The organism is Paenibacillus sp. G2S3, from assembly GCF_030123105.1.
Lineage (GTDB): Bacteria > Bacillota > Bacilli > Paenibacillales > Paenibacillaceae > Paenibacillus_AQ.
The window spans coordinates 1147101-1160682 of sequence record NZ_CP126095.1 but is presented as its reverse complement, the minus strand read 5'-3'; the positions used below and the strand labels follow the sequence as shown (position 1 = coordinate 1160682).

Genomic DNA, 13582 nt, shown 5'->3' with positions numbered 1-13582 from the left:
CTATACACAGGTTTCGTGCATAACTCCCTACTAAAAAAGCCCCTAAGGGGCTTTTTTTATGCGTTAAATCGGTATTTTCGGAGTACAGGAATTATTATCCACCGAATTATCCACATTATCCACAATTCCCACAAGGTTTCATTGCTAACAAAAATGGTTATAAGGGCATTTTAAAAACAGCTGACATTGCTGATTTTACTCACTTTTTACACAACTCAGACAGAATATGTGGATAACGTTGTCCACAACTTGACAAAAGACGTAATCGCTCCAAGAACCCCTCATTATCTGCTAAAAAAGAACCCGCTATCACTAAATCAGACAGCGGGTCCCTCATATATTAAACGATCTGTGTAGAGAGCAGCGCAGCGTTACAAGCTGCAATATAGGCAATCCCCGCTGCCATGATAATATCTTGATGCGTAGCTGTGCCTCTGAATTTAAGACCTTCCCACTCTACCATCACAGCCGCTTCTGCTTGGGCGTTCTCTCCACTTCCGAGTGAATGCAGCTCAAGTCCCGCAAAATCGATGTCCTCTGAGATCCCTTGCCCAATAGCAGCGATAATAGCCTCAAGCGGACCATCCCCTGTACTAGTATGAGAAGTTTCCTGTCCAGACTTCAAATGGCGAACCGTAACTGCGGCCACCCGGCGCTGGGCACTACCTGCCAATACTTGAACCTCTCCCAGTTCATAGACCTGAGCTTGCTGTCCGGTAGTACTGCTCACCATTTGCAGCAACTGGTCATCACTGACTACCTTTTGACGGTCAGCGGTCTCTTTAAATGATTCATAAAGTGCATCCAGCTCCGCAGGCTCCAGTGTAATACCATACTTCGCCGCCCGGTCCTTCAGTGCATGTCTGCCAGAATGCTTGCCAAGAATGATCATGCTACGTGGGATGCCCAGCCGCTCCGGATCCATAATCTCATAGGTGCTACGATCCTTGAGCAGGCCATCCTGATGAATTCCAGACTCATGCTGGAAGGCATTTCTTCCGACGACTGGCTTGTTATAGGCGATTGGAAAATGCATCGCTCCGCTAATCAGCCGCGAAGTATCATACAGTTTACCCAGCACGATGCCTGTTTCTGCTCCAATCGCATCCCCGCGAGTTTCGAGCGCCATTACAAGCTCTTCTAGCGCGCAGTTCCCGGTACGCTCGCCTACTCCATTTACAGTGACTTCGATCTGTGTCGCGCCTCCATCAATGGCGGCCAGACTGTTAGCTACAGCCAGCCCCAAATCATTGTGACAATGGGCACTATAGCTTACCGTGTCTCCACCTCTTGCTCCAAGCCGCACGCGTCGGAACATTTCCCCATATTCATGCGGCAATGCGTAACCGACCGTATCGGGCAGATTGATAATAGAAGCGCCTTCCTCAATAACAGCTTCAATCATTTCAATCAGATCATCGATTCCTGTTCGCGCAGCATCCATCGCCGTGAATTCAACGACATCAGAGAATTGACGCGCATAAGCCGTCATCTCGCGGGCTTTAGCTACGACTTCAGCTCTGCTCATACGCAATTGATGCTGCAAATGAATATCAGAAGAGGAGATGAACAGGTGAATCCGCCGGCGTTCAGCATCTTGGGTTGCCCGGACTGCCGCGTCAATATCCCCTTTAACCGCCCGTGCAAAACCGCAAATTTCCACATTTCGTACTTTACGCGAAATCGTCTGTACTGCTGCAAAATCACCAGGGCTCGAGATCGGAAATCCAGGCTCCATCACATCAACACCCAGATCTGCGAGCTTATAGGCCAGAAGTATTTTTTGCTCTGGGGTCAGACTTGCACCCGGAGCCTGTTCACCGTCTCGCAGAGTCGTATCAAAAATTTGTATACGTTTCTTTACTGGAATAATCATCTGAATTCCTCCTGTTTTCCTCTTATTGGATTCCTTACCTCTAGCCTATGCTTCAGCGCAGAGCCACACGTCGACTTGTGATCCTGCTAAATTCCCCACCCACTGCTGCCGGCAGCTGATACGAATGAATCCTCTGCACATTTGGAATGTGCAGGGGGTTCACTCTTGGCGTCTTATGTAGCGCTGAGTCCGTAACCCGAATCGCTCCTATAAGAACGCAAAAACCCGCCGTCTCTAATAAAGAGACGGCGGGTTACCCCTCCGCGGTACCACTCTTTTTGACGCATAGGCTATAAGTATAATCAAGCCATTAAGCTGCGTCCAGCTCCTCTTCCCAGTCCATCCTGAGGATATCAGGATAGGACCGGGAAGGTCCGATAACGGGGACAGCCGTAGGCAGCGTACTCTTCTTTCCGCCGCTCCGCTCCCGGGCGAGATTCAAGACATCCGGTGACTGCGTCGCACCACCCCGCAGCTCTCTGATCACCGTTAATCTCTATTACTCCCGTTCTTAGCGTGTATCATATACATTACTCACTACTCAAAATCCATACAAAAAAGCCTGCCATCTCATTCAAGAGACGACAGGCTGTTAACCTTCGCGGTACCACTCTTGTTGATGCTCTGTACCGGTTAAATTACTGCCGATTCCAATTGAACATCCACTCTACGGTCCAGTATGTTAGATACTCGACCACCCTTTCACGGAGGTTACCCGTAGACGGTGTACGAACGTTCCGGCGACAATTGCCGGTAATGCTTCCACCGTTCCGCTCCCAGACGAGTTCAGGTCTCCTTCGACTGCGTCGCACCTACCCGCAGCTCTCTTATCCCAGAGTATCCTTACTACTTCCGCTCATCGCGTTTCCTTGTATAATTGAACTGATTATACCCGTAGCCCCAAATGATGTCAATAGGCGGATACAGACCATTGTTCCAGTGAGAACCCAGGGTCTGCAACCATATCCAGAGGCGTACCGCCATCATGCTGCCACTTCACGTATGCAGCAGCGCCAATCATAGCTGCATTATCCGTGCAGTATACCGGAGGTGGAATAATAAGCTCAATACCTTCCGCTTCACAGCGCGAGATCAATGCCGAGCGCAGTCCAGCATTAGCAGCTACACCTCCACACAGCAACAACTGCTTGGAGCTAGTAGCTTTAACAGCACGTACCGCTTTCTCCACCAGCACCTCAACCACAGATTCTTGGAACCCACGGGCGATGCCTGCCACATCTGGTGTGAGACCCTTCATCTTGCTCTGATTCACAACGTTCAGCACAGCCGACTTTAAGCCACTGAAGCTAAAATCATAAGAACCCGGCTCCAGCCATACCCTTGGTAACGGTACAACCTCAGTCGCCTCGCGGGCCAGACGATCCACATGAGGTCCACCGGGATAAGGGAATCCTAGTGCTCGTGCCACTTTATCATATGCTTCACCTACGGCATCATCACGGGTACGTCCGATAATTCGAAATTCACCCTCCCGCTCCATATGAACCAGTTCAGTATGTCCGCCGGATACCACTAGTGTCATACATGGATACTGCAGCTCTGCCACTAAACGGTTAGCATAAATATGTCCTGCAATATGATGTGTGCCAATTAACGGCTTACCCCATGCGAGGGCAAGACTCTTGGCAGCTACTACCCCGACAAGTAAAGCCCCCACCAGACCTGGGCCTTGCGTAACCGCCACCGCCGACAGTTGGTCTGGTGTAACCCCTGCTGTAGCGAGTGCCTCTTCTATCACCAGTGTAATTACTTCCACATGCTTACGGGAAGCCACTTCTGGTACCACACCCCCGAAGGCGCGATGTGTCTCAATCTGACTCGAGATGATATTGGATAACACTTCAGAGCCATCCTTGACTACAGCCACCGACGTTTCATCACAACTCGTCTCAATAGCAAGTATTAGTACAGGCTGAGTTGCGCCCGTTTCTGTCTTCATTTCAATTCCACGCTTCCTTCCATATTGCCATGCTCCTCGTACTCTGGCAGATCCGCCCACATAATGAGCGCATCCTCGCGATTATCGGAATAGTATCCTTTGCGTGTGCCGGCAGAACGAAAGCCTTTTTTACGATATAAATTCTGTGCTACCTCGTTCGATACTCGTACTTCAAGTGTGATGGATTTCATCCCCACATAAGACGCCGTCTTCATAAGCTCTTCCAGCAGGCGCTCTCCCCATTTACGTCCACGATAGGCTTCGAGCAAGGCTATATTCGTCACATGCGCCTCATCCACGATGGCCCACATACCGGCATAACCGATAATATGACCTGCCAGCTCCATAACCATATATTTTGCAAAATGATTATGCGTCAGCTCGTTGCGAAAAGCTTCCTCTGTCCAAGGCATCGTAAAGGCTTCCCGTTCAATGATAAGAATGTCAGGAATATCCGTAAGCTTCATTAAACGAAAAACAAGTTCAGCCTCCTGAGCTCTCATTGATTCCGCTTCCGTCATGGTTTCTTTAAGCCCCCTTCTCTGCTTAACCGCAGATTGGCCTCCGCTTCTGAAATCTGAGTATAGTTAGGGATCAAACTATGGATATCATCATTCCCTACCTGCAGCCGCGCTTCTCCAAGAAATCCAGTCCAGCGGCCTTCCATTTCATAAGGAACTGCTATAGAAATACCAAGATCCGTTAGTGGACGAAGCGATTCCTCACTGCCATGTACAGCAGTCTCTCCGACAAACCATAGGACAGCCGGCTTATTCCCCTCGACTGCCGCCTGTTCTAAACGTTCACCTAAGTACTCCACCCAATCTGCCATTAGGCGAATAGCATCAGGCTCAAGACGGCTAGGAGCATTATTTCCCTCAGCTGCGAACAGTCCTGTATACACCTGTCCCCGACGTGCATCCATTAGTGGAATGATCCAATCAGGCCCGTAGCCACTAATCGCATTGACCTGTCCTACTTCTTCTTGCATCTTATTCTTGAGGGCTGTTTGATATCCGCCCCATGCCACTGCATGTAGACTCGAAATGCCAACTACAGGAACATTCCAAGCCCAGGCGAGTGTTTTGGCAGCGGTAACTGCGATTCGCGTTCCCGTATACGATCCAGGACCCACACCAACAGAAATCCCGCCCAGCATGTCCGCAGTAGTTCCGGTAGCTTGCAGCGCCTGCTCTATGATCGGCAGTAAATGCACCGAATGATTCCGTTCTCCGGAAGCATTTATTTCATGCAGTAGTTCCCCATTCTCAGTAACTGCCACGCCTAATACTGCAGTTGATGTATCCAGCGCTAAAAGCCGCTTGCGCGGCTCTGTATTCTGATTCGTCATCTTCCTTAACCCCACTTCTGGATCAGCTGCCGGCAAAGCTCACCATATGGCTCCCCGATTCCGGTCACCGTAATCATTCTTTCATCTGGCCCCACTGTTTCCATGTATATATGCATATGCCGCGGCGGCATTAAATCCGTAATAATACTGCTCCATTCCACTAAGCAGACACCTTGCCCGTAGAAATACTCATCTAGTCCTAGCTCGTCCGCTTCCTGAAGCGAAATCCGATATACATCCATATGATAAAGCGGCAGACGGCCCTCGTACTCTTTAATAATTGTAAAAGTAGGACTGTTTACGATCCCCTTTACACCGAGATGCCGAGCATACCCTTGCGAGAATGCCGTTTTTCCTGCGCCTAAATCACCATCCAAACCAATAACCATCCCTGCGGTAGAAGCAGCAGCTATGGTACTTGCGAGTAGCTCCGTATCCTGCAGGCTATAAGAACGGTATGTAAACACCGTTTCGTCTGTATTGTCCAACTACAACTACCACCTTTTACAATATACCTGTCGAAAACCATTACATTTAATTATATCGGTATGCTCCATCCACCGCAACAACTGTCCCTATTCATTCTTGCATGCCAGTATTCCAACAATAGAAAAAGAGACCTCTACGCAAAAGTAAGCATAAAGAGTCTCTTTTATGAAGGGTTGATCCTGCTTTTTCATACGCTACGAGTAGACAACTGTTAATGCTCTTTCTCCTCTAACCGTTCCACGCCTACTGTATGCGTATTGGTTGGTCTTGAACCTACTTGCACCGTAGCCATTCCGTTCTGTGCATCCACATGCTCAATCCACACCGGTTCTCCATCCAAATGTACACTCACTGTCTCTTTAGAAGCATAAATATCCTGTGCTCGTTTGACATCCACAACTGTTCTCCTCCTTTATTGTTCCCAAAGTTTACGATTCTAAGGGTGATGTATCTTCGAGGGTTCGTTCTGCATCCAGCTTCTCCGAATCGGATACCTGACTAGCCTCCGGGGGAGCAATAATGCTATCCCAATCCACAACTGTTGCTGGAATATCCTGCTCGCTTAGTGCATCGCTCCAATCGTTACCTCTTGGTTCCATTCCTTTGCATTCTCCTCCTCAGCTTTATAGGCCTGATTATATATTTTCCCATGCTTCTCAAAAAATGCACCCGGCTAGAAAAGCCTGTCCTGCCTCATACTAACCCAAAGCAAATAACTTAGATCAGGAGGCGTTTCTCATGCATACCGTTTGGAAAGGAGCCATCAGCTTCGGGCTAGTGCATGTTCCGGTTAAAATGTTCTCCGCTACGGAAGATAAAGACATTTCTCTGCGTTATATCCATAAGGAATGCGGCAGCCCACTGTCGTATGTGCGAAAATGTCCAGTGTGTGACAAAGAGGTAGCGTGGGAAGAAATCGGTAAAGGTTATGAATATGAAAAAGGGAAATTTGTTCTCTTCGAAAAAGAAGAACTGGATCAGTTGACCGACGAAAGCAGCAAAAGCATTACCATTCTCGATTTTGTTGACCTGACAGAGATTGATCCGATTTATTTTCAAAAGACCTATTACTTATCCCCGGATCAGGCAGGTTCAAATGCATATCGGCTTCTAATGGAGGCCATGCGGCAGACAGGTAAAATTGGCATCGCCAAAATTTCGATTCGCTCGAAAAGCAGTCTGGCTGCGATTCGTGTGCTGGAGGATTGCCTCGCCATCGAGACTATTTTTTATCCTGATGAAGTGCGACCGGTCTCGCAAGTGCCTGGCCTGCCCGAAGCAGGAACGGTAAATGATAAAGAGCTGGATATGGCCAAGCTGCTAATTTCCCAGCTGTCTACGCCTTTTGATCCGGCAAAATATACCGATGATTATCGCCAGCGTATGCTTGATCTGATCTCCCATAAAATTGCAGGCGAAGAATTTCATATCGCTCCCGCCAAGCAGGAGAGCAATGTGATTGATCTAATGGCTGCATTACAGGCCAGTATTCAGGCTGTACAGCATATTCCTACAGATCCTGGTCCTTCATTATCAGGGACTAAGAAGACCAAGACTAAAGCAACTCCGGCTGCCAAAAGAAAAACATCCAAGACCAAAGCAGCAGCAGCCGAGCCTGCCGAGCAACAGAACGAGGCTTCTGGACCTATTCCTGTCATCGCACCAAAACCGAAACGCCGCAGCCCAAAAAGTAAAACAACCGTATCTTAGGAGGCTCTGCTGATGAAGCTTCAGCCTATTATTCCTTTTGAACCCATACTGGCTGGGCAGCTTCCTGCAGGCAACCAGTGGATTGCACAAATTAAATGGGATGGCGTTCGCATGTTGTCCTATTACGACGGAAGCAATACTCAGCTTATTAACAGACGTGGCAATCACCGTACAGCGCAATACCCTGAGCTTACTGATGTATCTGCTTACTGCAAGGCTGATTCCGCTATTCTTGATGGTGAGATCATCGCACTCAAGGAAGGCAAGCCCTCATTTCACGAGGTGATGCGGAGGGACAGCTTAAAGAATGGCTCCACCATTTCCGTCGTTAGGTATCAGGTTCCTGTCATTTATATGATTTTTGATATTCTGTTCTACAATGGCCAATCGACGATGGATCAGCCTTTATTCTTGCGGCAGCAGCTGCTAAGCGATATTCTGCTGCCGCATCCCCACGTACAGGCCGTACCCAGTTATACAGATCCTACTGAACTGTTCGCCGCCGCTCAGGGTCAGAGCTTGGAGGGTATCGTCTGCAAGGACATCAACAGTACTTATGCTCCGGGTGGAAAAGATAAGCGCTGGCAGAAACGCAAAATCATTTCGGATATTACGGCAGTAGCCGGGGGTGTAACCTTCCGTGACGGCATCGTCAATGCGCTCCTTCTTGGGCTGTATGATGATAAAGGGAATTTGCATTATATCGGACACGCCGGGCCAGGAAAATTGACTGTACAGGATAAACGCGACTTAACTGCAGAGGTACAGCATTTAAAAATAGATCAAATGCCCTTTACAGCTGATCCCCAGCGAGGGAAGGGTGCTTTTTGGATAAAACCGAAGCTTGTCTTCAAAGTTCATTTTCTGGAATGGAATACCTCAGGCACTCTGCGCCAGCCTGTTACTCAAGCTAGGGTAGATCTTCCCCCGGAATCATGCACTATGGAGCAAAAAGGATAAACTCTTTCCAAAAAAACGTCCTCCCGAATTTATCGAGAGGACGTTTCTTATTGGCTCGTTACAATAGCCTCCAGCTCTGCTTTTGTCTGCGCAGTATTTCTCGTATTCGTCAGCGTATAATCAATACTTCCATCCGCACTGGACCATACAAGCTGGACTTTTAGATCTCCATGGTGAGGACCAAACACCGTGTAGACTGCTTCAATCCCGTTGATGGTCAAATTTTCATCCTGGTCACCAGGCAGCTGCGCTAAAGTAACTCCTTCCGGAAGTGTATACGCTGGAGCTGATTTTAGATTCAATCTCTCCCCATTTCGCAGATAAGTGATAGAGGTTTCTGTATCGCTCCATTTTAAGCTTTGTGAAATCACTTTTTTACCAGCAGCTTGTGCTTTAGCTTTCACCTGATCTCTGAGGGTTTTATACTCTGTACTGAAAAACTTCGGAAGCACTGGATTTAAAACGACATCCTGCAACTTATATTCGTCTGGTAGAGCAGCGGGTATCAGGAGTGAATTCCCAGTTAATGAAGATAGCTTCTGTGCTGCTTCGTTTATAGAGCTGAATCTGTATGGCATATAGCTTACACTCAAATCTTCCTCTGGATTAGATTTTTTGTCATTAACATAGAGAGCCTTAATTTCTCCCGCTTGTAGGGGAACAGCATATTCTTTGGCAATCAAATCCTTAATCGTTGGCGATACCGGTGGTGATTTCTGCTCAACCGGAACCGTACCTTTGCTTTTATTATTGCTCCCCGCAGGCACTGCGCCTGCTGTTCCACTTACCGCGCTCATTAACACTATCAGGCTCAAAGCCGTGATGGCCGCACTTTTTTTAATAATCATTATAATATCCTCCTTTAACCCTTGGTTATTTGATCATGCTTTTAGCTACAGCCAACATTTCATTTGTCGTCAGCTTACTGACCCGATTGTCTGAAAGGGTATATTGTATCGCGCCTGATTTATCCAGCCACACTAGCTTAGTGTTGAAGCTTGCATCTTTAGCGGAATCGGTAGTAAGAATTACTTTCCTACCGTTGACCTTCAGTTCTTTCTTAGTTTCCGAAGCTCGTACAAAAGGCACAGCTCCTTCGGGGAGTTTGGCGGGCGGTGCTCCAGTTACAATACTAAAATTGGCTTTTCCTTTGGCATACAGCTGCATAGACAAATTCGTCTGGTTCCAACTAATGATCTTGCTAAACAACTGTTTGTTGGGATCACCTGCTGCCGCTGCTGCCTTTAGTTCCTGCTCTAATTGTAAATACAGCTCTGAATCGTTTGCTACAGACGGTGGATAAATGATGGCTGTCGCCAGAGCGAAGCCTTTAGGAAGATTTCCGGGCTGTGGAGTAGCTGGGCCCTTCAACCCTTTGAATTTAGCTGCAAAGGATTTGTAGTCTTTAAAAACAAACCCTTTGCCAGAGAAGCTGATCGTATCCTGAGGGTTGGAGACTTTATCACGTACGTAATAGGCCAAGTACGTACCTTCCTTCAATCCCGCTACCAGGGCCTGCAGTTCCTTCTGGAGCTTCTGATCGGTTGGAACTGCAGTCTGCTGTCCAGAGGCAGCGGCGACCGAAAGGGAGAAGCCAGGCGCAACCCCACTCATAACTACTCCTGTTCCTAACAAGGTTGCTGCTGAGAGCGCGATCAGTGTTTTTTTGAGTTCATCATTTAGCTTCAATTTCTAAATCACCTCCTTCTAACTACACTTCTATAACACTCCAGCATGCGAAAAAGGGACTTTTTCTTACAAAAAAAGAGGCCGCCCCAAGCAACCATCATGGCTTTTGGGACAGCCTCTTTTTTTGTTCTTAACATTACAAGTGACGCGCCAAGTGATGCAATATGTGAAACACCTATAGAGTAATTAGGGAATTTCTCCCTAAAATTCAGAGATTTCTGTTCATCGGACTTATAATTAGGGAAAACTTCCCTGAAATTTGGCCTATTCGGCAACGAATAAAGAAATTCCTATGATTATTAGGGAGGAATTCCCTGATTTCGTTCATTTAGAGCGAATATCGGTTATTTTTAGGGAGTTTTTCCCTAATTAGTTTAAAGCATTCTATACATTGCACAAACACAGAACGTATCGCCCATAGTCCACCGTCACATATACCACTAATTCCACAAATCATCTACTGCAAGCCGCAAGTAAATCACACATAGCACATAGCACATCGCCCCAACCAGTAGCATAGAACACTACGCGTGGCATATCGTCACATGGCACAGTAAAATCCATTACTTTTCCTATTCTATAAAAAAAGCTGCCTCCTAAGTAGATTTCACTACTTTTGAGACAGCTTCTCATAATGTACAGCTAGAACAGCTGTAGCTAGCGAATAAAACTATTGGCAATCACTTGCCATTGTTCACGGGTCAAGCTGTCATTCAGTCCATCATTTAGACTACGAAGCGTCTGGCTGGCTTCATCATACCAATACAAAAGATTCCGGGAAGACCAAGTCTGCTCCCCCTTTTCTGTACTCGCTGCGATAAAAACTGCTTCTTTACCAGTACCTGTCATAGACCATTTTTCGGCAGTCTGACCTTCCAAGATAGACACTTGCGTTGGATAACCCCTAGAAGCACTCTGCATTAAGGATAGTGTAATTCTTTGATCCCCCTTATGGTAGGTAACCTCAGCACTCTCTATGGCATTCACAGCGATCTTCTCCATAAACAGCTTTTGGCCTGTTTTATTGTCCTTAGCTTTCTTTTGAAGTTGTTCAAGCATTTCTTTATATTCCGTGCTTATCGACATGTAAGGAGAGGCGGCTTTAAAAGTGGCTTGCTCAAATTCATAACCATTAGCAAGTATGGAAGGCAGCTCGGGCCAGAAATCACCAGTCCCTTTTAATTCTTTTACGAAATCTTGATATTTAGAATACACCGGAGAACTGAAAGCGAACTGCAACTCATTTCCATAGCCTAAGCCTTTGGCCAACTTAGTAAACTCAGTATCATTCACATAATAAGCAGCCATTTCTCCAGCATTCAAGTGAGCAACCACCTGCTCTTTATAAGTCGCTAATAAACTCAGATACTTCTCTATCGCAGGAGAGGTCGAAGGAACAGGGGTATTATAGTGCACCGTCTGTACAACAGCCTTCCCTCCGCTGTTCACTAATGTAATAGCTCCATCCGGAGGCTTGGTGATATCAATTGTAGACTGGCTACCATGTTCCGTTAAACCTCCAAGTCCAGACAGCTGAAGGGCTCCAAATCCGATCATCCCCAGCAATACAGCTGCGGAGACCCCTGAGAGAAGTCTTTTTCTAAATTTAGATGGATGTGGGAGTATCTTCGCTTGCTTCTGCATAACGGGATCTCCCGGCTCTGAGAATGACTCCAGCTCGTCTCTGAGATTCGTCATTTCCCCGCCCATCGTTTTCTGTTGATCATGAATTACCCTTACCCGCTTCATAACTGCTGCTTTTACATCTAGTTCATCACAGTTCCCCAATGCGTCCATTTTCTTTATCATTTTCTCTTCAACACAGCTTCGTTGCCCCACCATTCCGTCCCCCCTTTCTGAGCATTCATCATTTTGCCAAGCTTCGTAATTGTACGCCTGTATTTCTTCTTCACAGCATCAGTATTCTTATCGAGGATCTCCGCAATTTCCGGGAAGCTCTGTTCCTCAAAGATTCGCAGCACTAACAAGTTTCGCTCCTCTGTCTTCAGCTTCGCGAGGGCAAAAGTCAGATGTTCATTAAATATGTAACGGTCCATCAACTGTTCCGGGCTTTCTGCAGGCGGATCTGGTTGAAAAAGCGCCATAATCTTCAAATGTCTTTGACGTTTGCGGATCAGGCTGAGGCAATGATGATAAGCAATTTTATATAACCAGGAAGAAAAGCTCGCGATAGGACGATATGTGCCTATATGCTGATATGCCTTCACCAGAATATCCTGCACCGCATCCTCCGCTTCCGTACGGCTCCCAAGCAGCCGGCTGCAATAGCGGTAAATCGGCTTTTGATAAGCTTCGACGATAAGGGCATAGGACTCTACCTCGCCTGCCTGCACCCGAACGACGGTGTGTTCGATCCCGTCCAAAATCAGCAAACTCCCCTTTCACATAACCGTATAACTCTATAACTCTTATGATCATTCAAAAGGGACACTTTGGAAATATTTTTTTCATGAAAAGAAACAGACTGGCACATAATACCCTCATTCCTATAACAAAGAGGAGGTTCAGGATGCCAGCAGCCATCAAAGGTACAATTACCGTAGAAGGCCAAGAGATCACCATTACCAACCCAGAGAAGCTACTATGGCCTGATTGCGGGATTACGAAGCGGATCTATCTGGAAAAGCTTGCCGCTCTCTCCCCCTACCTGCTGCGTTATTGTCGAGATCGGCTGCTTACCGTTATTCGTTATCCGCACGGGATCTCTGGGATGTCCTTTTATCAGAAAAATGCACCTGATCCTCTTCCAACCTTTGTTCAAACCGCTGTTCACGAGAATATTAACTATATCAAGCTGCAAGGTTTACCTGAGCTGATCTGGCTGGGAAATCTGGCTGCTTTGGAGTTCCATCCTTCTTTGCATTATGTAGGCAGCGATCTGCCTTGTGAATGGATGATTGATCTAGACCCGTCACGTGAGGTCGAGCCCCGTATCATGGAAGCAACTGCAATCGTAGGGACGGTCCTAACCTCCCTTGGATTATCCTCTGTGCCCAAAACCTCCGGCGCTACTGGGGTGCAAATCATCGTTCCTATCGGGACTGGCGTTACTTTTGATGGATTGCGAAAAATCGGACACTTTGTCGGCCGGTATGTTACCGAGAAGCACCCCGATTTATTCACCTTGGAGCGTCTGAAGAAGAATCGCGGAGATAAAATCTATTTTGACTATCTCCAGCATTATAGTGGTAAAACATTAGCTGCACCTTACACCCCACGTGCCAGGCCGCTTGCTACGGTATCCACACCATTGCTCTGGGCAGAGGTTCAACAGAACGTATCTCCTGCTGATTTTCATCTGCTTAATATTGAAGAACGCCTGCAACGCATGGGTGACCTTCTAGAAAAAGTGCCACCACAGCCCGTCGAACAGGTCATCGCTAAGCTTCCATAGTTGCATATTGCTATAGATAAAAAGCTCCTAAAACAGCAATAAGCCCGCAGCATCAATTCATGCTTCGGGCTTATCAGGCGTCCCACTCAAGGACAGAAGGTATATTGTTTAAGAATACGGCATATTGAGTCT

General features: G+C 47.1%; 14 protein-coding genes and 1 other annotated feature. Of the genes, 3 read left to right on the top strand and 11 right to left on the bottom strand.

The window, feature by feature from the left end:
* Positions 1-340 precede the first annotated feature (340 nt).
* From QNH28_RS05060 to QNH28_RS05030, 7 genes are all read right to left on the bottom strand, one after another.
* The gene (locus QNH28_RS05060; RefSeq protein WP_283910431.1) at positions 341-1876 is read right to left on the bottom strand and encodes a 2-isopropylmalate synthase; all 1536 of its coding nucleotides are present in this window, start codon (positions 1874-1876) and stop codon (positions 341-343) included.
* 238 nt (positions 1877-2114) lie between these two features.
* Positions 2115-2398, bottom strand: a binding site (T-box leader).
* Between the two features lie 388 nt (positions 2399-2786).
* Positions 2787-3836, bottom strand: coding sequence for a tRNA (adenosine(37)-N6)-threonylcarbamoyltransferase complex transferase subunit TsaD (gene tsaD / locus QNH28_RS05055; RefSeq protein WP_283910430.1), 1050 nt, complete (start codon positions 3834-3836; stop codon positions 2787-2789).
* Positions 3833-4357, bottom strand: a complete 525-nt coding sequence (rimI, locus tag QNH28_RS05050) for a ribosomal protein S18-alanine N-acetyltransferase (protein ID WP_283910429.1) — start codon at positions 4355-4357, stop codon at positions 3833-3835. Before rimI ends, tsaD begins: the two co-directional genes overlap by 4 nt.
* Positions 4354-5187, bottom strand: coding sequence for a tRNA (adenosine(37)-N6)-threonylcarbamoyltransferase complex dimerization subunit type 1 TsaB (tsaB, locus tag QNH28_RS05045; protein WP_283910428.1), 834 nt, complete (start codon positions 5185-5187; stop codon positions 4354-4356). The genes rimI and tsaB overlap by 4 nt, the downstream gene beginning before the upstream one ends.
* A 5-nt stretch (positions 5188-5192) precedes the next feature.
* Positions 5193-5675, bottom strand: coding sequence for a tRNA (adenosine(37)-N6)-threonylcarbamoyltransferase complex ATPase subunit type 1 TsaE (gene tsaE / locus QNH28_RS05040; RefSeq protein ID WP_481858358.1), 483 nt, complete (start codon positions 5673-5675; stop codon positions 5193-5195).
* Positions 5676-5887: 212 nt separating this feature from the next.
* On the bottom strand, positions 5888-6073 hold the full coding sequence (locus tag QNH28_RS05035; protein ID WP_283910427.1) for an H-type small acid-soluble spore protein: 186 nt from the start codon (positions 6071-6073) through the stop codon (positions 5888-5890).
* A 31-nt stretch (positions 6074-6104) separates the two neighbouring features.
* Positions 6105-6275 carry a hypothetical protein gene (locus QNH28_RS05030; protein WP_283910426.1) on the bottom strand — a complete coding sequence of 57 codons (171 nt, stop codon included), beginning with the start codon at positions 6273-6275 and terminating at the stop codon, positions 6105-6107.
* A 139-nt stretch (positions 6276-6414) separates the two neighbouring features.
* On the opposite strand from QNH28_RS05030, the gene ku reads away from it, so the two are divergent.
* Both ku and QNH28_RS05020 read left to right on the top strand, forming a co-directional pair.
* On the top strand, positions 6415-7386 hold the full coding sequence (ku, locus tag QNH28_RS05025) for a non-homologous end joining protein Ku (protein ID WP_283910425.1): 972 nt from the start codon (positions 6415-6417) through the stop codon (positions 7384-7386).
* Between the two features lie 12 nt (positions 7387-7398).
* Positions 7399-8346, top strand: a complete 948-nt coding sequence (locus tag QNH28_RS05020) for an ATP-dependent DNA ligase (protein WP_283910424.1) — start codon at positions 7399-7401, stop codon at positions 8344-8346.
* Positions 8347-8393: 47 nt separating this feature from the next.
* On the opposite strand, the gene QNH28_RS05015 is transcribed toward QNH28_RS05020, so the two are convergent.
* The 4 genes from QNH28_RS05015 to QNH28_RS05000 form a co-directional block, all read right to left on the bottom strand.
* A complete protein-coding gene (locus tag QNH28_RS05015) occupies positions 8394-9194 on the bottom strand; it encodes a hypothetical protein (RefSeq protein WP_283910423.1) in 801 nt (266 codons plus the stop codon).
* Between the two features lie 25 nt (positions 9195-9219).
* On the bottom strand, positions 9220-10035 hold the full coding sequence (locus QNH28_RS05010; protein ID WP_283910422.1) for a hypothetical protein: 816 nt from the start codon (positions 10033-10035) through the stop codon (positions 9220-9222).
* 657 nt (positions 10036-10692) lie between these two features.
* Positions 10693-11877 (bottom strand): hypothetical protein, encoded by a 1185-nt coding sequence (locus QNH28_RS05005; RefSeq protein ID WP_283910421.1) that lies wholly within the window; start codon positions 11875-11877, stop codon positions 10693-10695.
* Positions 11841-12419, bottom strand: coding sequence for an RNA polymerase sigma factor (locus QNH28_RS05000; protein ID WP_283910420.1), 579 nt, complete (start codon positions 12417-12419; stop codon positions 11841-11843). Before QNH28_RS05000 ends, QNH28_RS05005 begins: the two co-directional genes overlap by 37 nt.
* Before the next feature lie 146 nt (positions 12420-12565).
* On the opposite strand from QNH28_RS05000, the gene ligD reads away from it, so the two are divergent.
* The gene (gene ligD, locus QNH28_RS04995) at positions 12566-13450 is read left to right on the top strand and encodes a non-homologous end-joining DNA ligase (protein ID WP_283910419.1); all 885 of its coding nucleotides are present in this window, start codon (positions 12566-12568) and stop codon (positions 13448-13450) included.
* The last annotated feature ends 132 nt before the right edge of the window (positions 13451-13582 follow it).

Excerpts from the sequence above, each read along its gene's own strand:
- QNH28_RS05060 (WP_283910431.1), bottom strand. The coding sequence starts at position 1,876 with ATGATTATTCCAGTAAAGAAACGTATACAAATTTTTGATACGACTCTG.
- tsaD (WP_283910430.1), bottom strand. The coding sequence starts at position 3,836 with ATGAAGACAGAAACGGGCGCAACTCAGCCTGTACTAATACTTGCTATT.
- rimI (WP_283910429.1), bottom strand. The coding sequence starts at position 4,357 with ATGACGGAAGCGGAATCAATGAGAGCTCAGGAGGCTGAACTTGTTTTT.
- tsaB (WP_283910428.1), bottom strand. The coding sequence starts at position 5,187 with ATGACGAATCAGAATACAGAGCCGCGCAAGCGGCTTTTAGCGCTGGAT.
- QNH28_RS05030 (WP_283910426.1), bottom strand. The coding sequence starts at position 6,275 with ATGGAACCAAGAGGTAACGATTGGAGCGATGCACTAAGCGAGCAGGAT.
- ku (WP_283910425.1), top strand. The coding sequence starts at position 6,415 with ATGCATACCGTTTGGAAAGGAGCCATCAGCTTCGGGCTAGTGCATGTT.
- QNH28_RS05020 (WP_283910424.1), top strand. The coding sequence starts at position 7,399 with ATGAAGCTTCAGCCTATTATTCCTTTTGAACCCATACTGGCTGGGCAG.
- QNH28_RS05015 (WP_283910423.1), bottom strand. The coding sequence starts at position 9,194 with ATGATTATTAAAAAAAGTGCGGCCATCACGGCTTTGAGCCTGATAGTG.
- QNH28_RS05005 (WP_283910421.1), bottom strand. The coding sequence starts at position 11,877 with ATGGTGGGGCAACGAAGCTGTGTTGAAGAGAAAATGATAAAGAAAATG.
- ligD (WP_283910419.1), top strand. The coding sequence starts at position 12,566 with ATGCCAGCAGCCATCAAAGGTACAATTACCGTAGAAGGCCAAGAGATC.